Annotated in this window: 17 protein-coding genes; 5 read left to right on the forward strand and 12 right to left on the reverse strand. The window is 69.1% G+C overall.

The features are described 5' to 3' along the window. Positions 1 to 44 precede the first annotated feature (44 nt). Positions 45 to 1,040, reverse strand: a complete 996-nt coding sequence (locus ABFX81_RS00705) for an alpha/beta hydrolase (protein ID WP_346137469.1) — start codon at positions 1,038 to 1,040, stop codon at positions 45 to 47. 126 nt (positions 1,041 to 1,166) lie between these two features. After that, complete coding sequence (locus tag ABFX81_RS00710) at positions 1,167 to 1,745, reverse strand: alpha/beta fold hydrolase (protein ID WP_346137755.1); 579 nt, start codon at positions 1,743 to 1,745, stop codon at positions 1,167 to 1,169. Here ABFX81_RS00710 and ABFX81_RS00715 point away from each other — a divergent pair. Continuing rightward, on the forward strand, positions 1,635 to 1,889 hold the full coding sequence (locus ABFX81_RS00715) for a hypothetical protein (protein ID WP_086850601.1): 255 nt from the start codon (positions 1,635 to 1,637) through the stop codon (positions 1,887 to 1,889). The two genes, ABFX81_RS00710 and ABFX81_RS00715, sit on opposite strands and share 111 nt — an antisense overlap. A 629-nt stretch (positions 1,890 to 2,518) precedes the next feature. Here ABFX81_RS00715 and ABFX81_RS00720 read toward each other — a convergent pair. Both ABFX81_RS00720 and ABFX81_RS00725 read right to left on the reverse strand, forming a co-directional pair. Next, a complete protein-coding gene (locus tag ABFX81_RS00720; RefSeq protein ID WP_346137470.1) occupies positions 2,519 to 3,457 on the reverse strand; it encodes an MBL fold metallo-hydrolase in 939 nt (312 codons plus the stop codon). Positions 3,458 to 3,525: 68 nt separating this feature from the next. Beyond that, positions 3,526 to 4,851: an MFS transporter gene (locus ABFX81_RS00725; protein WP_086850604.1), complete on the reverse strand. Its 1,326-nt coding sequence runs from the start codon at positions 4,849 to 4,851 to the stop codon at positions 3,526 to 3,528. A gap of 148 nt (positions 4,852 to 4,999) precedes the next feature. Here ABFX81_RS00725 and ABFX81_RS00730 point away from each other — a divergent pair, with 148 nt between their 5' ends. The 3 genes from ABFX81_RS00730 (at position 5,000) to ABFX81_RS00740 (ending at position 7,354) form a co-directional block, all read left to right on the forward strand. Further along, entirely contained in the window at positions 5,000 to 5,206 is a 207-nt protein-coding gene (locus tag ABFX81_RS00730; RefSeq protein WP_086850607.1) for a hypothetical protein, read from the forward strand. Further along, positions 5,193 to 6,584 (forward strand): amidase family protein, encoded by a 1,392-nt coding sequence (locus tag ABFX81_RS00735; RefSeq protein WP_086850610.1) that lies wholly within the window; start codon positions 5,193 to 5,195, stop codon positions 6,582 to 6,584. Before ABFX81_RS00730 ends, ABFX81_RS00735 begins: the two co-directional genes overlap by 14 nt. Positions 6,585 to 6,742: 158 nt before the next feature. Then, positions 6,743 to 7,354 (forward strand): TetR/AcrR family transcriptional regulator, encoded by a 612-nt coding sequence (locus ABFX81_RS00740; protein WP_346137471.1) that lies wholly within the window; start codon positions 6,743 to 6,745, stop codon positions 7,352 to 7,354. A 173-nt stretch (positions 7,355 to 7,527) separates the two neighbouring features. Here the strand turns inward: ABFX81_RS00740 and ABFX81_RS00745 are convergent, their stop codons facing one another. The 4 genes from ABFX81_RS00745 to ABFX81_RS00760 all read right to left on the reverse strand — a co-directional run bounded on the left by ABFX81_RS00745 (position 7,528) and on the right by ABFX81_RS00760 (position 10,811). Beyond that, a complete protein-coding gene (locus ABFX81_RS00745; protein ID WP_086850614.1) occupies positions 7,528 to 8,070 on the reverse strand; it encodes a TetR family transcriptional regulator in 543 nt (180 codons plus the stop codon). Between the two features lie 70 nt (positions 8,071 to 8,140). Continuing rightward, positions 8,141 to 8,908, reverse strand: coding sequence for an SDR family oxidoreductase (locus tag ABFX81_RS00750; RefSeq protein WP_086850616.1), 768 nt, complete (start codon positions 8,906 to 8,908; stop codon positions 8,141 to 8,143). A gap of 79 nt (positions 8,909 to 8,987) precedes the next feature. Beyond that, a complete protein-coding gene (locus tag ABFX81_RS00755) occupies positions 8,988 to 10,424 on the reverse strand; it encodes an MFS transporter (RefSeq protein ID WP_086850618.1) in 1,437 nt (478 codons plus the stop codon). A gap of 99 nt (positions 10,425 to 10,523) precedes the next feature. Continuing rightward, positions 10,524 to 10,811 (reverse strand): Atu4866 domain-containing protein, encoded by a 288-nt coding sequence (locus ABFX81_RS00760; protein ID WP_086850619.1) that lies wholly within the window; start codon positions 10,809 to 10,811, stop codon positions 10,524 to 10,526. A gap of 137 nt (positions 10,812 to 10,948) precedes the next feature. Between ABFX81_RS00760 and ABFX81_RS00765 the strand changes: the two genes are divergently transcribed. Further along, positions 10,949 to 11,800, forward strand: coding sequence for an MmyB family transcriptional regulator (locus ABFX81_RS00765; protein WP_086850621.1), 852 nt, complete (start codon positions 10,949 to 10,951; stop codon positions 11,798 to 11,800). A gap of 82 nt (positions 11,801 to 11,882) precedes the next feature. On the opposite strand, the gene ABFX81_RS00770 is transcribed toward ABFX81_RS00765, so the two are convergent. The 4 genes from ABFX81_RS00770 to ABFX81_RS00790 all read right to left on the reverse strand — a co-directional run bounded on the left by ABFX81_RS00770 (position 11,883) and on the right by ABFX81_RS00790 (position 17,819). Then, a complete protein-coding gene (locus ABFX81_RS00770; RefSeq protein ID WP_086850627.1) occupies positions 11,883 to 12,704 on the reverse strand; it encodes an alpha/beta fold hydrolase in 822 nt (273 codons plus the stop codon). A gap of 640 nt (positions 12,705 to 13,344) precedes the next feature. Next, positions 13,345 to 14,133 (reverse strand): RHS repeat domain-containing protein, encoded by a 789-nt coding sequence (locus ABFX81_RS00775; protein ID WP_346137473.1) that lies wholly within the window; start codon positions 14,131 to 14,133, stop codon positions 13,345 to 13,347. Between the two features lie 357 nt (positions 14,134 to 14,490). Then, positions 14,491 to 17,628, reverse strand: coding sequence for a DUF6531 domain-containing protein (locus tag ABFX81_RS00785; RefSeq protein WP_346137474.1), 3,138 nt, complete (start codon positions 17,626 to 17,628; stop codon positions 14,491 to 14,493). Then, on the reverse strand, positions 17,625 to 17,819 hold the full coding sequence (locus ABFX81_RS00790; RefSeq protein ID WP_346137475.1) for a hypothetical protein: 195 nt from the start codon (positions 17,817 to 17,819) through the stop codon (positions 17,625 to 17,627). The genes ABFX81_RS00785 and ABFX81_RS00790 overlap by 4 nt, the downstream gene beginning before the upstream one ends. Positions 17,820 to 17,922 lie beyond the last annotated feature (103 nt).

A 17,922-nucleotide genomic window follows, 5' to 3' on the forward strand; every position in this document is an offset into this window, starting at 1 on the left:
TCTTTGTCCGGGTGAACCGAGCTGTGCGTCGGAAGAGCGCACTGCTATAGGACGGCGAAGAACTTCACCATCTTGCTGATCGCTTGATCCACGTACTCCGGTACGTCATACATGGCGATGTGCGTCGCGCCTTCGACGACGAACAGCTCCTTCGGGCCGTTGGAAATCTCGTACGCCTGATCGCTGAAGATCTTGGTGTCCGCCTTGCTCCCCGCGATGAGGAGCATCGGCTGGGTCAGCAGTTCCGGAATCTGGTCGAAGGCCGAGAAGGCATACATCCTGTCCATGCTGCTCAGCAGGAAACCGCCCTTCGAGCGGGGATGCTGACCGCGGGGCGTCCTGTAGTAGTCGTACCCCTCACGCAGGAGGTCCGGGGTGTTGTCGTCGATCTCTTCCAGCGTTTCCGGGACGAACGGGGCGTAGACCGGGTCCCCACCCCTGGCCTCCGCCGTGCGCTGCTGGGCGACCATTTCCAGCGTCTTGATCTGGTCGGACACCGGTGACAGGTGTCCCAGGAAGCCTCTGGAGCCCTCACCCATCGGAGCCGCGCTGACGGTGGCCACCGCCTTGAAGCGGCGTTCGGTCTGCGCCACGCTGATCGCGTAACCCCCGCCGGCGCAGATGCCGAAAACGCCGATCCGTTCGGTGTCGACGAACGGGAGAGTGGTGAGGAAGTCCGCTGCGCAGCGGGCGTCCTCGACTCTCGCCGTCGGGTCCTCCAGAAGACGAGGCTCGCCGCCGCTTTCTCCTTGGTAGGAGGAGTCGTAGACCACAGTGACGAATCCGTGCGCGGCCAGCCGCTTCGCGTAGTGGCCGATGGTCTGTTCCTTCACTCCGCCGGCCGGGTGAATTCCGACGAGAGCCGGGTATTTCTTGTCCTCTGAGAAGTCGTCCGGCAGGTGCAGGTGTGCCGCGATTTCCACGGCCTTGTTCTTGAAGGAAACCGTCTCGATCATGGCAGTCTGTCCCTTTTCGTCATCCGTGACCCGCTGGCGGGTGGTCCTGGCACCATGCTTCGTCGAGGCCGTGATGATGTCCACGTCTGTGAGGGGGAAGGAATTTTCCCCTGGATGCGGATTTCCGGGTGGATGAATCCTTTTCCTTGGTCCAGAGCCTTGGCCAGGAAGAGGTGAGGGGCTCCTGGTCCTCAGTTCCGTGCGAGGAAATCAGTGTCGTTGCAGAGCGGGGGAGATCAGGGGGTCGGCGGTGGTGATGACGACGAGTGTCGGTACGGAGATGCCGGCGAGATCGGCGCGGACGTCGACCCGCCGGACCAGGCCGAGCTGGTCACCGGTGCCGGAGGGGAGGGTGGTAGCGAGTTGCTCGGCTCTGACGTGGGCCTGGTCCGGGGTAAGGGCGTTCAAAACTGCTTCACCGAGCCCCATCAGGTTCAGGTACTCAGCGAGCAGTGTGTGCTGACCGGACGCGAACAACTGGTGCCAGACGGAGGCTGCGAGATCGGTGCGGGTGTCGGCGTGCGCGAAAGACGCGTTCAGCACGAGTGAGCTGACGCGCTCGGGATGGCGCGCGGCGAGGCGGATCGCGACGGGGCCGCCGAGTGAGTACCCACTGACTGCAAATGTGTGAGCCCTGCCGCGTCGGCAGCCGCGACCAACCGTTCGGCCAGTTCGTCGATGTCGAGGGGGTTCCGGGCCTTCGGGGTGGCGCCGGTGCCGGGGTCGATCGCCGCCCGCATCCGCGACGACATCGATGCAGGACTGCTCGGCGCCGACGTGGACGCCGATGGGCTCGCGGCCTTCCATACGGCGGTCATCCAGGGGATGAACCAGCAAGCGTGCGACGGGGCGACACGGCAGACCCTGGAGCGGGTGGTCGACGCGGCGATGGCTGCCTGGCCAGGCGCACCACACCGGTCAGACTCGACATAGCCGTCCCCACCCCGTCAGGCGATCATTTGCTCCGCCCACCGGTCGACCCGAGCACCATGAGGATTGACACCACACTGGCCGCTCGGGCAGTCCCGTCCGACCTGACGCACCTCGAAGTCCTAATTGGTGGCCTGGCGGCGTCGGTGAAGTGGACGGACTGTCCGTCATGACGCTCGTTTGATGCTCGGGACGTCCGCACGCCGGTCGGTTGGCCGAGAAACCGGCGCTGACCTGGTAGTTTCCGCAGCTCGTCCAAGCCGACATCTTTCCGATGACGCACCATGTGGAGTGCGTGGCGATTCTGGAGCCTGCGGACAAGGGTGTCTGACCTGCTGCGTCGGCGACGTGCATTCATCACTCTTGACGCTCGAATGACGCTCGGTTCGTGAGACTGAAGCAGGGTCGCGTTGCTTGGCCCGCCAGGGGCGAGTGGGGCCGGCAGGTTGCCCTCGTTCGCAACGCGTCGGCGTGACTGTCGCCCACGAGGGACAGCCGACAGCCGGCTTGCGCTAAGGGCGCGAGCCGGTGATCGGTCGTAACTTCCCCCGGCCCCCATCGGTGACGACGGAGCGCATGCCGGAGGAGTCTCGTAGCCACTCCCGGGCCGCCCGGTCGCGGACGCCAGGACGTCACCCGCACGGACCGGTGCGACTCGGTGCGCGGCCCGTCCTGGGTGCTCCGATCCGCTTCAGCCGTCCGATGGGCGTGACCCCTGACGGAGCCGGGGCCAGTCGGTACCCGCCGTCCTCGCGTCGCACGTGTCCGGCGGTCGGCGGCGGGAAGTGGCTCCCCAGCAGGAGAGTTGACGTACCGGCCAGTGAGCCGAGCACCTGGGTCCGGGTCCTGGCCGCGAGTTCGGGAGCGACGTCCACACAGCTGCAGAGCTCCGGATGCGCCATCTGGACCGGGTGGTGGATGCTGTCGCCGGTGACCAGTGCGGTCTCGCCACGGCTGCTCAGTTCCACCGCTACCTGCCCCGGTGTGTGGCCGGGGGTGGGCAGCAGACGGATGCCCGGCGCGACGTCCGTGCCCTCGTCCGCGACATCGATGAGGTCGAACAGACCTGCTTCCCGGACGGGATGGACCGAGTCCCGGAACATCTGTCGACGCGCCTCCTCCATGTCGACACCCGCCCAGTAGTCCCACTCGGTGCGTGAGGTGAGATAACGCGCGTTCGGGAAGGTGGGCACCCAGGCGTCGCCCTCGGCACGCGTGTTCCACCCCACGTGGTCGGCGTGGAGGTGGGTCAGGACCACGACGTCAACGCTCTCCGGCGCGAAGCCCGCCGCCCGTATCCGTGCTTCGTAGTCGCTGTTCAGGTTGTGCCAGGCGGGGTTGGAGCGCCGCTTCCCGTTTCCGATGCCGGTGTCCACCAGCACCCGCATGCCGTCCACCTCGACGGCGAAGCTGTGACTCGCCAGGCGCAGGACGCCTTGTTCGTCGACGAATTCGGGGCTCAGCCAGGGAGTCCGGCTCACGAGGTCGGTGGTTGCCCCGGGCAGCAGCCACGGACCGGTCTGGGCGGGCAGGACCACTTCGTCGATGCGTCGTACGGTGTGGTTGCCCACCGTCCAGGCAGAGGCGGGGCGAGTAGTGGACTTGGTCGTCTGCGATGAGGTGAACACGAAGACCTTCCTTACCTGTTATGGGTCGCGAGGACCGAGATGTCTGGGGCGGGTGTGTCCGGTGAGGCGGATGTGTAGTTGCTCGTTGCCGGGCGGGAGTGGGCGTCCGCAGACGGTGTCCGGCGCCGACTGCGCAGCGGGGCGGTCAGCGTCGAGACTGCGACGGTCGCCAGTACGGCCACGCAGCCGGCATGGGCCAGTGCTGCCGCACGCAGTCCGAAGCCGGCGGTGAGGGCGCCGGCGCCGATGGCGGGCAGACTCATCGCCAAGTAGCTGAGTACGTAATAGGAGGCGAGCGTGCCGCCCTTCTCCCAGGCCGGTACCGAGTCGACGACCGCGCGCAGCGCACCCTGGGAGACAGCTCCGAAGCCGAACCCGGCCAGCGCCGCCCCGGTGAAGACAAGTACGGGGTCGGCGAGATAGAGGGCACCCAGGGTCAGGACGGCCGCCGGAATCACCGCGCAGCTCCCAAGAAGAGCGGAGACGTCGGCACGCATCCTGCGCGTGAAGTACACCGTCGGGGCGGCGACGGCCGTCAGCGTGAAGAAGACCAGGCCGCCGGCGTATTCGGATCCGTCGGGGGAGATGAGCCGTGTGAAGCCCGGCCCCAGGGACGAGTAGAAGCCGCCGAGTGCCCAGACGGCGACGACGCCGGCGCCGTTGAGCAGGAGAGCGTGGGCGGCCGCCGACGGCAGCGCCAGGTGGGGCCGCGTCGAGCGCAGTGCTCCGGGACGGCGGCGGACGGTCTCGGACGTCGAGACCAGGGCGATGGCCTGCGCGGCGAACACGGCGATCAGGGCCGCGTACACCGTGATCGCCGGAATGGGGGCGAAGCGCACCATCAGGGTGGCTGCCAGGACGCCGGCCGCCATGCCCGTCACCGGCGCGATGCTGTTGGCCAGAGCGGGGCGCCCCGGCCGGGCGGGGTCTTCCAGGTCGAGGAGAGCCGCACCTGCTGCGCTGGTCGCCGCGCCGGTCGCGATGCCCTGCAGCACGCGGGTGCCGATCAGGGTGGTCAGGCCGTCGGCCGTCGCGAACAGTGCCATGGAGGCGACCTGGATCGCGAGCGCGCCCAGGAGCACGGGGGGGCGTCCGACATGGTCGGAAAGGGTTCCGGTCGTCAGCAGTGCGATCAGGAGTGCCAGAGCGTAGGCGCTGAAGACCACCGTGATGTCGAGGGCCGACAACTGCCACTGAGCCTGGTAGTGGGGGTACAGCGGGGTCGGCGCGCTGGATGCGGCGAGCAGCGCGATGAGGATCGAGGTGTGCAATGCGAACGGCAGGCGTCCGGATGGGGAGGTGCGGGGAGGCGTCAGGCCCGCGGGGACGCTCTGCATGAGGGTCCTTCCCGTACTAAAAGCGATTGGTTTGCTTTAAGGCACCGTAGGTCCTACGATCGACTAAAGCAAATGATTCGCGTTTACGGTGGTCGGAGGTCCTGTACAAGCCCCGGCCCGTCGCGCCGCACAGATCCGGAAGGACGCCATGACCAGCGAACTCACCCCCCAAGAGGCAGCCCGAGGGGCGCTGCGGGCGGGGCTCCCCCTCGGGGACGGCCGACACGAGGAAGTGGCCATGACGGCCAACTACATCCACTCCGTGATCAGCAGGTTGCGCGAGCTCGATTTCGGCGAGACCCCTCCCGCGTCCTCCTACCGAGCCGGGCAGGGGAACGCCGATGCAACCGTTTGAGCTGTCGCTGGTCGAAGCCTCCCGTGCGGTGCGCGCACGGGAGCTGTCCCCCGTCGAACTCACCGAATCGGTGCTCGCCCGTATTTCCGCCGTCGAAGGACGGCTGGGCGCCTACGTCACCGTCGCCGCCGACGCGGCCCTGGCCGCAGCGGTCCGCGCCGAACGGGAGATCTCCGGAAGCGGACCGCGCGGGCCGCTGCACGGGATCCCCATGGCGCTCAAGGATCTGATCGACGCGGAGGGGATACCCACCACGGCGAGTTCGCACGTCCGGACAGGGCACGTGGCGGAACGCGACAGTCGGGTGGCCGAACGGCTCGGCACCGCCGGGGCCGTCCTCCTGGGCAAGACGCACACGCACGAGTTCGCCTACGGCCTGACCACTCCGCAGACGAACAACGCCTGGGATCACAGCCGGGTCGCGGGTGGGTCGAGCGGCGGCTCGGCGGTAGCTGTCGCCGCCGGCGGGGCGACGTTCGCCATGGGCACGGACACGGGCGGTTCCATCCGGGTCCCCGCGGCCCTGAACGGCGTCGTGGGCCTCAAGCCGACCTACGGCTTGGTCCCACGCACAGGCGTGACCTCGCTGTCCTGGTCCCTCGACCATGTGGGCCCTCTCGCCCGCACCGTCCAGGACGCCGCGCTGGTGCTGTCGGCGACCGCCGGCCACGACCCGCGCGACCCGGCGAGCGTGTCCGGCCCCATGCTGGACCGCTTCCCGGGAGGCGACCTGCGAGGACTGAAGGTCGGCGTACCGCGGAACCACTACTTCGACCGGGTTACGCCCGAGGTCGAGGAGTCCGTACGCGGCGCGATCGAGCGGCTGGCGGAGCTGGGGGCGGAGCTCGTCGACGTCGAGATCCCGATGGCGCGCTACATCCAGGCCGTTCAGTGGGGGCTGATGGTTCCCGAGGCCACCGCGTACCACGAGCGGTCGCTGCGGGCCACCCCCGACCTGTACGCGGCGGACGTTCGCGCGCTGCTGGAGGCCGGCGAACTCACCTCTGCGGGCGACTACCTCCGCGCCCAGCGGGCCCGCACCATGATGCGAGACGCCTGGGCTCGCATGTTCGACGGAATCGACGTTCTCGCCGCGCCGACGGTGCCGATGACCGCCGCCGAGGCGGGGCAGCAAGCCGTCGAGTGGGCCGATGGCACGACCGAGGCCGTGTCGGACAGCTACGTCCGCCTCTGTGCCCCCGCCAACATCACCGGCGTCCCGGCCCTCACCCTGCCGGTCGGTCACGACCACGCCGGACTGCCGATCGGAATGCAGCTGATGGCGCGCCCCTTCCACGACGCGACGGTGCTCCGTGTGGGCCGTGTCTACGAGGAGTCGGTGGCCGGCGCGGGGCGGCTTGCTCCCCTCGCTGCCTGAGGGAAGGCGGACGTTCCAGCCCGGCATGCGGTTGCATCGCCGCAGGGGCGTCCAGCGTGCTCGGGCGCCCGGATACGCAGCCCTGCGGGTCGCCGACGCCGGCCATCGGCTAGAAGCAACAAATTTGCATTAAGGTGGATCGCATGAGTCCCAGGCCCATGGCCCGCCCCGGCGGGCGCAGCGCACGCGTACAGGAGTCCGTCCATGCGGCGGTACGTGAACTCGTAGGGGAGGTGGGCCGCGACGCGCTCACAGTCCCGATGGTGGCCACTCGGGCGGGCGTCACCCCCTCCACGATCTACCGTCGTTGGGGCGATCTGCAGGAACTCCTGTCCGACGTGGCCGTCGAACGACTGCGCCCGGAAACGGGTCCGCCCGATCTCGGAAGCCTGCGGGCCGATCTCGACGCGTGGGCGGAACAGTTCCTCGACGAGATGGCCTCGCCGCCCGGGCGTGCCTACATCCGGGACGCCCTGCTCGGCGATCCCGACGGCATCAATGCCGGTCAGTGTTCGGCGTATGCCGCAGAGCAGATCGACGCCGTGTTGGCCCGTGCGGTGCAGCGGGGGGAGCCGGTGCCCGAGAGGGAACTGCTGATCGACCGTGTCGTGGCGCCGATCATGTACCGCATCCTCTTCCGCCCTGGTCGACTGGACGCCGCATACGCGCGTGAACTCGTGACGAACGCCGTGTACGCACTGCAGATCGAGGCCGGCGCTCGCCCCACCCAGGCCGCCGCCCCGCGACGCTCGAAGAAACCCGACAGCTGACCACTTCGCTCATCGGGCGGTCTGGCCACCGGGCCGTGGAGGCCAAGTGGTTGGCTCGGTCCGGTCGGCGAGGGCCCCGATCAGCGGCGGGCCGCAGACGAAGCCGCCGTAGCCGATCGAAGTGATCACCCCGACCCGGGCGGCCGTGTGGGCGGGATCGTCCGAGCCGGCGCTCAGGCTGAGGGAGCCGTGGCTGCCCGGATCTCCGCACGCGGTTCCCGTTCCGTGGACAGCAGCGTGTCCATGATCATTCCTTCCAGAAGGGCGTCGAGGCGGGCGGCGGCCTCGGGCCCGGTGAAGCGGGCCAGCACCGCCCGGCTGGACCTGGTCCACTCCTGGGTCACGAAGCCGAGGACCGCGCTGCGGTGCCGGGACGGCCCTCCCCGCACCCGTTCCACCAGGACCTCGGTCAGGTCCTCGCGCGAGGTCACCTCGGCGAAGAGCGCCTCGTACTCGGTGCTCCGCTGCTCGATGTACCGGGCGAACGCCCGCGTGCACAGTTCGGTCAGGCTCACGAAGTGATACGTGACGGAGCCCAGCGGTACGTCCGCCCGGGCGGCCACCTTGCGGTGCGTGATCCCGGCGACCCCGTCCTCGGCGAGCACGTCCAGCGCGGCGTCGAGTACGCGCTCCCTGCGCCGTGGATCGCGGCGGCGGGTGCGTCGCCCCTCGCCGTCCGCTGTCTCCCGCCCTTCGGATGTTTCCTTCTCGCGCATAAGCACAAAGCACATTACGTAAGGAAACGAATGTTCTTAGCGTGTCGCTTTTCCGCGGGCGGACGACGGATCAGGCGGCGGTGAAGCCGCCGTCCGCGGGGAGTACGGCGCCCGTGACGAAGGCGGACCGCGGGGAGACCAGGAAGCACAGGACTTCCGCGATCTCGCGGGGCTGCGCCACCCTGCCCAGGGGGTGGACGTCCGCGAAGGACGCGAGATAGGCGCGGCTGTCGGGGCGGAAGGCGTCGAGGAAGTCGGTCTCGACAACGCCTGCGGCGACGAGGTTCGCGCGGATGCCCAGCGGGCCGCCCTCCAGTGCCAGCACCTTGGTCAGCTGGGCGAGAGCCCCCTTCGATGCGCTGTAGGCGACCCCTTCGGGCAGGCCGACCGTGGACGCGTACGAACCGGTACTGACGATGGCGCCGCCGCCGCGCTCCTCCATGGCCCGGAAGGCTTCGCGGGCGAAGAGGAAGGCACCGCGGGCGTTGACGTCCATCACGCTGTCCCAGTCCCGTGCAGTGGTGTGCGTGACGGGCTTGGTCAGGGTGCGTCCGGCGTTGTTGACCAGGATGTCCAGTCCGCCGAAGGCGTCGACGGCGGCACCTACCGCGCGGGTGGCGGTTTCTTCCTCGGTGACGTCGCCGGTCACGGTCACGACCCCAGGCAACTCTTTCGAGAGAACGGCGAGTTCGGGACGTGTGTCGAGGGCGACGACGTGTGCGCCGCGGGTGTGGAGGAGGGATGCGGTCTCCTTGCCGATACCGCGTGCGGCGCCGGTGACGAGGGCCGTCTTCCCGGCGAACTCGGCGGCTCCGGTGGACGGGGTCGTGGATATCATTTGGGTGCTCCCTGGTGGGGTCGGGTCGGGGGTCCGTGCGCGGTCACGGACGGCTTCGTGGCCGAAAGAGGGGCCGTCGTCAGTGGTCCCGGCTGTCGGGCCGGTGCCGGATGAGGAGCGCGGCGCCCAGGCCGACGAGCACGGTGGCGACGATGACGCCGGTACCGAGGCCGTAGCCCGCCAGGGGGTCACCCCGGTTCGTGCGCTGTCCGGCTTCGACGACCGCGGTGACGAGGGCGAGGACGACGGCACCGCCGATCTGCATGAAGGTGTTGAGCAGGGCTCCCGCCAGCCCTTGGTCACGGTCCGGTACCCCGGTCACGGCGCTCATGTTCAGCGCGGGAAAGGTCGCCGCGGTGCCGATCCCGTTGACGACCATGACGGGCAGGACCACGGTGAGGAAGGAGCTGTGGGGGCCGATCCGGAAGAACAGCGCGTAGGACAGCGCGAGGAGCAGCATCCCGGTGGCGATCATCCTGTGCGTTCCGAACCGGGCGGCGAGCCGCCCCGCGAACGGCGCCAGCGCGCCGTTGGCGAGGCCCAGCGGGACGAAGGCACCGGCGGTCTGCAACGGCGACCAGTCCAGCACGTTCTGCAGGTAGAGCGTGGCGAGGAACGCGAACGATGTGTAGGCGCCCCACATGGCGAAGATCGTCAGGTTGGCGCCGGCGGTCGTGCGCCGGGTGAGGAAGGACAGCGGGACCAAGGGCCTGTTCGTGCGGGACTCGACCCGCACGAACAGTCCGAGCAGACCGGCCGCGGCGAAGAAGAGAACGAGGGTGCGGGCGGACAGCCAGCCGTGCGACGGAGCCTGGGCGAGGGCGTAGACCAAGAGCACCAGGGCTCCGGTGGCCGTCAGCGTGCCAGGAACGTCCATCTTCTCGCGAACGCTGCCCCGGGGGTCCGCCGGGAGCACGCGCAGCCCCGCGAGCAGCGCGCCCACAGCGATGGGCACAGGGAGCGCGAAGACCAGCCGCCACGACAGTTCGGTCAGCACGCCGCCGAGAACGAGTCCGCCGATGAAGCCGCAGGCGCCGGCGGTGGCGTACCAGCCGAGGGCACGGCCGCGCCGCGGACCCTCCGGCCAATTGGTGGTGATCAGAGAAAGAGCCGCCGGGGCCAGGAAGCCCGCGGCGACCCCCTTCACCAGCCGCGCCACGACCAGCACGCCACCGGTCGGAGCGAGCGCTCCCAGCACGCTCACCACGCCGAAGACGGCGACCGCGGTCAGGAAAGCGCGTCGCCGGCCGAACAGATCGGCGACCCGGCCGCCCAGGAGGAGGAACCCGCCGTAGCCGAGGGCGTAGGCGGACACGACCCACTGCAAGGAGCCCGAAGCCATGCCCAGGTCACGCTGGATCGCGGGCAGGGCCACGCCCACGTCCGAAAGGTCTATGGCGTCCATGAAATGAGCCACGCACAGCACCAGCAGGGCCGGCATGCCGGGTGGCGGGGAGACCTCCGCAACGGCCCCGGTTCCGCCGGCGCCCGTGGCGATCTCGTCGGTCTGCTTCATTGCTCTGCCTTCCCTATGTGACGGGGCGGCGGCCAGGGGCCCCACCGCGGCGGACTCCGTATCCGTGGGCGTGAGAAACGAGGACGCTGGCGCGCCTTCTCACGAGGGCTTCTCCGTCCGGTCCTCGCGGTAGAGCACGAGGTGTTCGTGGTGGAGCACGCCGTCCCTGATGTCGCCCGTGGCGGTGAAGCCGGTGTCGTCGACGTAGTCGAGGTGGTCGCCAGTCACCGTGTACCGGCCGGTGTACGCGCTGCGCCGGTCTCCCCGGGCCTCGTCGTAGCGCCCGTCCGGCAACAGCTCCTGTCGGATCTGACCGTCCGCGGTCACCCACATGCCGACCACGTCGGCATGCCCGGAATCGCGGCCGCTCCGCGCATCGCCTGTCATGACATTGCCTTCCTCGGTGGGTGCGGGTGTCTTGCCCGACCGAGTCTGCGCAGGTCATCGCGGGTGTACCAGGGTGCTCTCTGCCTGGGTGCGGCACACCCAGGCAGAGAGCGGAGCCACTGCCTAGCCTGGAGGCCATGGACGACAACCATCTCGGGGAATTCCTCCGCGCGCGCCGTGCCCACCTGCGGCCACAGGACGTCAACATGGCGAGTCACGGCGTACGCAGGGTCGCCGGACTGCGCCGCGAGGAGGTCGCCGTCCTGGCCGGCGTGAACGCCGACTACTACACCCGGCTGGAGCAGGGCCGCGAGCGCCATCCCTCGCCACAGGTGCTGGACGCGCTCAGCCGTGCCCTCCTGCTCGACAGGGACGCCCGCGGCCACCTGCGCCGCCTGGCCGGAGTGTCACCGGACGGCCAAGGCTCCTTCCACACCACCGAGCACGTCGGTCCCGCGCTGCGTCAGCTGATGGACGGCTACCCGCACACCCCGGCGTTCGTGATGAGCCGCACCCTCGACCTCCTGGCCGCCAACGCCCTGGCCGACGCGCTCTACGCCCCCTTCACCCCTGCGGACAACCTGGCCCGCATGACCTTCCTCGACCCAGCCGGACGGGAGTTCTACCAAGACTGGGACCGGGCCGCCCAGGCCGCCGTCGCCAACCTGCGCCAGGCGAGCGGCTTCGACCCCGAGCACCCACGTCTGCGAGACCTGGTGGGCACACTGACCGAACACAGTGCCGCATTCCGGCGGCTGTGGGCGCAGCACACCGTGCGCGGAAAGACCCATGACGCCAAGCGACTTCTCCACCCGGATGTCGGCCCTCTCGCCCTCATCTACCAGTCTTTCGACGTCCGGGACGCTCCGGGCCAGCAACTCGTCATCTATCACGCCGAACCGGGCAGCCCCTCCGCGCAGGCCCTGGCCCTTCTCGGCTCCCTGTACGCCGACGGCAGGCGGAACCCGTCCCGTTCCGCCGGACAGTGAGACCCGTGACGCGCCCCCGAACGGGAGGGTCCGTGCTCGCGGGTGCCTTCGGGCCGGATCAGCCGCTCGGCCGCCCCGCAGCTCAGGTTGATGCGAAACCAGATGTCAGGCAGGCCAACAACTGGCCGGGCGCGTCCTCCTGGAGGAGGTGGCCGGCGTCATCGATCCAGTGCAGTTCGGCGTGCGGAACGCGTTCGTGCAGCCACTCGGCGTACTCCGGAGGGAGAATGCGGTCCTCACGGCCCCAGAGGATCCGCACGGGAATCGACACACCGCCCAGCAGGTGCTCGTACGCGGCCGTGTCCGCCTGCCTGATCTGGCTGTATTGACGGTAGAACGCCGGCTGCCCTGCCTTCCCCCGCCACGGTGCGAGGAACTTGTCGAGGATTCCCGGCCGGAAGCCGGCGTGCGTGGCGTGCCGCAGATGGCTTGCGACCAGCGCTTCGTGGGCGTAGGCCGGAAGCTTGCGGAAGACTTCGTCGTGCTCCAGGAAGAGCCGGAACAGTCCCCGCTCCCACTCGCCGCCGCTCACCGCGTCGAAGAGGGTCAGGTCCCGGTAGTTCCTCTCCTCCAGCAGCAGGGTCCGCAGCGCGACCGCCCCGCCGATGTCGTGAGCCACGACGCTGGGGCGGGACAGTCCCCAGTGGTCGAGGAGCTGAGCGAAGTTCCTTGAGTGAGCCGCGAGGCTCAGGTCTTGGCCCTCGTGCTGCTCGGACTGGCCGAAGCCGAGATGGTCGAAGAAGAAGACCGTGCGGGTATGGGCGAGCGCGGGAGCGATGTCGCGCCACAGGAAGGAGGAGTACGGCGTGCCGTGCACCAGTACGAGTGGGTCCCCGCTGCCCAAGGCCCCCCACCGCACCACCCCTCCGGGTGTCTCGAATCCCTCGTCCAGCGTCCAGTCCACCATTTCTCCTCTCCTGCCTCGTGAGCACCACCTTCCACGCGGAGCGTTCTTCGATGCCCCAACAGCAAGAACCTGCCGCACTCCCTGAGCCTCGGGCTCGGCAGCTTCATCCTTTGTCTGGCCTTGTCTGGTCGGCTGGGTGGCGCCCCTCCGTCGGAGTCATCGTGGGGGAGCGGTGACGCTCATTTGACGCTCCGGACGTTCAGCAGACCGCCGAAGGGTCCCAGAAAGCTCAGCTGACCTGCGCATTGTCGAGGCGTCTACCGATGCGACATTTTTCCTATGACGCATCATGTGGAGTGCGTGGCGGTGCTGGAGCCGATCGGGGCCCGACGTTCGGGATGTCGCGGGCTCCGACGCCACGTCGGTGACTGCCGTGCGGAAGAGGAGTCGCCCTCCGGCCGGCAGGTACGGGCGATGCACAGACTGCACATGCGGTGGTGGTGGTCCGGCTTCAGGATGCGGTCTCCGGTGTGTCGATCCACGAGTCGTCGAGGAACGGGCTGGGCTTTCCGTGCCGGGTAGCTCGACGTGTAGGAGTCCTCGTAGATCTTGTCCCACGCCGTGGGGATGGAATCGTAGGTCGAGCGGCTGCCTCGCGAGCGCAATGAGGAGGGTGTGCACGTACCGACCGGCCCTCTCAGACCGGATAAGCCGTATGAATATGGCCGTCACGGATGACGACTTCGACGTCTCTGGTCTCCCGCCCGCTGCCGTTGATGCCCACGGGCTCGCCGTGTTCGAAGCGGTGCAGGTGGCTGTCCTGCCCGGCCCTGGCACGCGGGTTGGGTATGGCCGGGGTTCCGTCGACGCCCTCCCGGAGCCGTCGGCCCAGGACGAAGTCGTCTCCCTCCCAGAAGAAGTCCTCGTAGAACTCACCGGGCAGTGCGGGCTCCGGCCCGGTGGGGTCGGCATTCTCCCGTACGCGGTCCTGGGCACCGGGACCGTGCTGGCCCTCGATGTGGGCCTCGCGTTCCTCCGTGATGCCGTGCCGGCTGCTTTCGCAGCTGACCAGTCCCCACGGGTCGGTCCAGCGAAGAGGGTCGGGGACGTAGGCGTGGTGGTTCGGTGCGGGAGCGAGGCCCAGCGGGTCGGGGCTGATGTAGCGGGCGTTCTCGGGGTCGTAGTAGCGGCGGAAGTTGTAGTGGAGGCCGGTCTCGGGGTCGTGGTACTGGCCCGGGAAGCGGAGGGGACAGTCGACCGGACCCGCGGAGCCGCCTACCGGTGTGCCCCATAGCGTGGTGCGTGCCCGCCAGGCGATCCGGCCCTCGTCGTCGACCAGTTCGGTGGGTGTACCGACCAAGTCGGTGACGATGGCGTAGAAGCGGCGGTCGACCTCGTCCTGGTCGATCTGCAGCAGCACACGGTTGGTGCCGGGAGCCCATTCCCAGCTTCTGGTGGGGCCGTCGACGGAGCTGCTCTCTTCCACCAGGTGGGCACCGTCCCAGGTGAAGACGGTTTCCTCCGCCGGTCGTCCGGCGTCGGACAGCAGGCGTTTGGCGACACGACGACCGAGACCGTCGTAGACGTACGCCCAGCGACGCCCGTCGGGGGTCGTGACCTGAGTCAGCCGGTCCTCGGCGTCCCACGCGTAGGTCCATTCCCGCGTTCCCCCGGACAGCAGCTTGCGCGCCTGCCGGACGAGGCGCCCCTGTGCGTCGTGGGTGTAGGTGATGTGGCCGGTCCTGCGTATGAGTGTGCCGTCGTGGACCCGCTCCCCCTGGGGGCCTTCCGGCGCGTCCGCCCGGCTGACGTTGCCCGCCGCGTCGTAGGCGTAGCGCTCGGATCACCCGGTGGCGGAGACCGCTTCCACCCGGCCGAGACGATCACGGCTGAATCGTCGGGTGCCGTAGGTCTGGTCCTCGATGGCGGTCAGGCCGCCGTCCTGTCCGTACGTGTACGAGCGGCGCAGAAGTGCCTGGTCCGAGGGACCTGCGTCAGAGGTGGCTGGTCGGAGAACCGTCTGTTCGGTCAGACGGTGGCCGGCATCCCACTCCTGGGACAGTACCGCCGTCTCCCCGAGCCGCCGCTCGATCTCGTGGCCCGAGGCCGCGTACGCGAAGGACAACGCGTTGTCGGCGAGCCGGACCCGGGTGGGGCGATTGTTCGCGTCCCATTCCCAGCGACTGACGGCGCCCGACGGAGTCCGGCGTTCCACCCGCCGGCCGAGTATGTCGTACGTCGTGTGCACCGCGCGGCCGTTGCACTCCTCGACGACGACACGGCCCACCGCGTCGCGTGCGAGTGTGAGTGTGGTGTCCGGGGTGACTGCTGCGACCAGTTGGCCGGTGGAGTCGTAGGTGAAGGTCGCGATGGCGTCGCCGGAGCGCCGCTCCACGACCCGTCCGCACGCGTCGCGCACATACGTGGTGATCTCGCCCGCGCCGTTGGTGCGCTCGACCAGACGGCCCGCGGCGTCGTAGGCGTAGGAAACGGCGCGGCCGTTGAAGTCCACTTCGCGGACGAGGCGGCCCGCCGGGTCGTACGCGTACGACCACACCGCACCCGACGCGCTCGTCACGGACGTGAGCCGCAGTTCGGTGTCGTACGCGAACCACGTCGTCGAGCCGTCGGCCTCCGTCCGGGCGCGGAGCCGGTCGAAGTGGGTGAAGGCGTGGGTCGTGCTCCGGCCGTCAGGGCCGGTGTAGCGGACGATGTTGCCCTCACCGTCGTAGGACCAGCTCTCGCTGCTGCCGTCGGCCAGGATCCGCTCGGCGGGGTAGCCCTCCACCGTCCAGGTGGTGCGTGTCGTAGCGCCGGTGGCGTCGACGGTGCCGACGATGCGGCCGAAGGCGTCGCGGGTGACGCGAGACGTACCGCCCAGTGGCGCGGTGACGGAGTCGGGCAGGCCCAGTGGTCCTGAGTGGACACGGTGAGTCGCTCCCAGGGCGTTGGTGACGCCGAGCAGCCCACCGGAGGCGTCATAGGCGTAGGTGGTCACGGCACCGTCGGCGTCGACGGTCGCTGTCGGGTGGCCCTGCTCGTCGTACGCGTAGCCACGCCTGCCGCCGGTGGGCAAAGTGATCCACAGGGGACGGTCGGAGGCGTCGTACTCGCATGTGGTGACCGTGCCGTCGGGCCGGACGACGGAGATGAGGTTGCCGCGCTCGTCGTAGCCGAAACGGGACGTGTGGCCCAGCGGATTCGTGCGTGAGAGCAGCCGGTCGTAAGCGTCCCACTCGGCGTAGGTGGTGTTGCCGAGCGGGTCGGTCTGGGCGATGACCTGCCGGCGCTCGTTGTACCGGTAGGTCGTGGTGTGGCCCAGCGAGTCGGTGTAGCGCGTCTCACGAGCTTCCGGGTCGTAGGCGATGGAGCAGGACAGGAACCCGTCGGCGCCTCCGCCTCGTATGCACCGGTCCTGGTCGTCGTAGGTGAAGCGGTACCAGGTGCCGTTGCGGTCGGTCCAGGATGTGATGCGTCCCTGGACGTCGTAGGTGAACCTGAGCGGAAGGCCGCTGGAGTTGTCGATCTCGGTGAGGTGTCCGTCAGGGCTGTAGCCGTAGCGCAACAGCGTCGTGCCGTCGGGCCCGGCCTCCTCGTCGCGCAGCCGCAGCCCGACGATCCGGTCGTCCTCGGTGTCGATGTGGAGGTGGCGGCCACCGGAGTCGCGGACGGCGATGGGGGTGCCGGTTTCGTTCCGGTCGATGTCGATGCGCCGTCCGTCGCGGTCGGTCACCGCGGCCAGGGGAAGGGCGAACGCCTCGTGTGCGGCGACAGGTCCGGCGAGTGGGGCGAAGTGGCGAGTGCGTCCCGTGGCCGGGTCGGTGATGCGGATGGGGGCGTCGGGCGTGCCGTCCCAGTCCAGCGGCCAGCGCGGGCCCTCCGCCGGCATCACCGGGATACCGGGTGCGGGCACGGGATACACGAGGACCATGCCGTCGTCAGCGGCGAAGACGACGCCTTCCCCGTCCAGTTCGACACGCTCGTCGAGCGTCGAGGCCCAGGACGGACCGAACCACTGGCCCCAGTTGTACGTCGAGAGATGTGTACGCCGCAGCACGAGCGGAAGGAGCCCGGGAAGCTCCACGTCGGTCTCCTCCACGAGCATCTCGCCGGAGACCATGTCGACGGGATCGCCGTTCTTGCACCGCCCCTTGGCCGGCTTGCTCTTGCCGACGGCGTCGTCGGCTCCCTTGCGCAGACCTCTTCCGAGCCCCTTGGCCATCGCCTTGAGGCCACCCTTGCCCAGGGCCTTCATTCCGGTGGCGAGCTTGCCGAGTGTGGTGAGGCCCTTGACGCCCGGTATGCAGTCCAGCGCCGCGAATCCCACATCCCACAGGGACGCTTGGCCTTTGGAGTATTTGTTGAGTGTGTCGGCGAGGACGACGAGGGCTGCCACGACGACGATCGCGGCCAGGATCGGTCCGCCGATGATCATCGCGATGACACCGACCACCGCGACGACGACCTTGCAGACCGCGACGATGGTCTCCCAGTTGTCGGTGAACCAGTCGCCGATGTCCTCCCACCACGAGCGGTTCTGGATGCCGGCGTCGGACGCCTCGTCGATCTTGTTCTTGGCCTCGCGGGCGGCGTCCTCACGCATCTTGCGCGCGTCCTCGGCCATCTTCTTCGCCGCGTCCAGCGCACTCTGGGCGTCGTTGACGGCCGACTGCGCGTTCGTCTGCGCCGCCTTGGCGTGCTGGACGTCCCGCGTGGCCGCCCGCACCTTGGCTTCGTCCGGCTTGTCCGCGTCCGACTTGCTGCCGGTCGGATCGTCCTCGTACTTGTCGGCCTCCTTCGAGGCCCGGGTCACCCAGGAATCGGCCGAAGAGAGCTTCGACTGCGCCGAGGACAGGTTCTCACGAGCCTCCCGCGCCTTCACCAGCGCCTTGTCCGCCAGAGCCTGGGCGCGCTCCAGCTTCGGCCAGAAGGCCGCGAGGGCGTCGCCGCACATCCCGTACGACTTCTCAAGCTTCTTCAAGTTCTTCGGGACGCCCGGGACTCCTCCTTGAAGACCGTGGCCGACTTGCCCGCCCACTCGGCGAGCGTGCTCTCGCCCGCCATGCCCTTGACCAGGCGCAGCGCGTCGGAGACGTCGTCGGCGAAGTCGTGCAAGATCTTGGCGAGCTTGCGCACCCGCTCGGGATCACCGGGGGTCGGGTCCTTGTCCAAGTCCAGGACATGCCAATCCGTCGGCCGGTATCCCACGCTCTCCCCCCGTCGCACTGTTTCACCCAAGGCACGTATGCCTCAGCAAAGTTACTTGATCTCCTGC

This window comes from Streptomyces coeruleofuscus (assembly GCF_039532725.1).
GTDB lineage: Bacteria > Actinomycetota > Actinomycetes > Streptomycetales > Streptomycetaceae > Streptomyces > Streptomyces coeruleofuscus.

Coding starts and splice junctions, on each gene's coding strand:
- ABFX81_RS00715 (WP_086850601.1), top strand. CDS start 1,635: ATGTCGAGGGGGTTCCGGGCCTTCGGGGTGGCGCCGGTGCCGGGGTCG.
- ABFX81_RS00725 (WP_086850604.1), bottom strand. CDS start 4,851: ATGCAGAGCGTCCCCGCGGGCCTGACGCCTCCCCGCACCTCCCCATCC.
- ABFX81_RS00730 (WP_086850607.1), top strand. CDS start 5,000: ATGACCAGCGAACTCACCCCCCAAGAGGCAGCCCGAGGGGCGCTGCGG.
- ABFX81_RS00735 (WP_086850610.1), top strand. CDS start 5,193: ATGCAACCGTTTGAGCTGTCGCTGGTCGAAGCCTCCCGTGCGGTGCGC.
- ABFX81_RS00740 (WP_346137471.1), top strand. CDS start 6,743: ATGGCCCGCCCCGGCGGGCGCAGCGCACGCGTACAGGAGTCCGTCCAT.
- ABFX81_RS00745 (WP_086850614.1), bottom strand. CDS start 8,070: ATGCGCGAGAAGGAAACATCCGAAGGGCGGGAGACAGCGGACGGCGAG.
- ABFX81_RS00750 (WP_086850616.1), bottom strand. CDS start 8,908: ATGATATCCACGACCCCGTCCACCGGAGCCGCCGAGTTCGCCGGGAAG.
- ABFX81_RS00755 (WP_086850618.1), bottom strand. CDS start 10,424: ATGAAGCAGACCGACGAGATCGCCACGGGCGCCGGCGGAACCGGGGCC.
- ABFX81_RS00760 (WP_086850619.1), bottom strand. CDS start 10,811: ATGACAGGCGATGCGCGGAGCGGCCGCGATTCCGGGCATGCCGACGTG.
- ABFX81_RS00765 (WP_086850621.1), top strand. CDS start 10,949: ATGGACGACAACCATCTCGGGGAATTCCTCCGCGCGCGCCGTGCCCAC.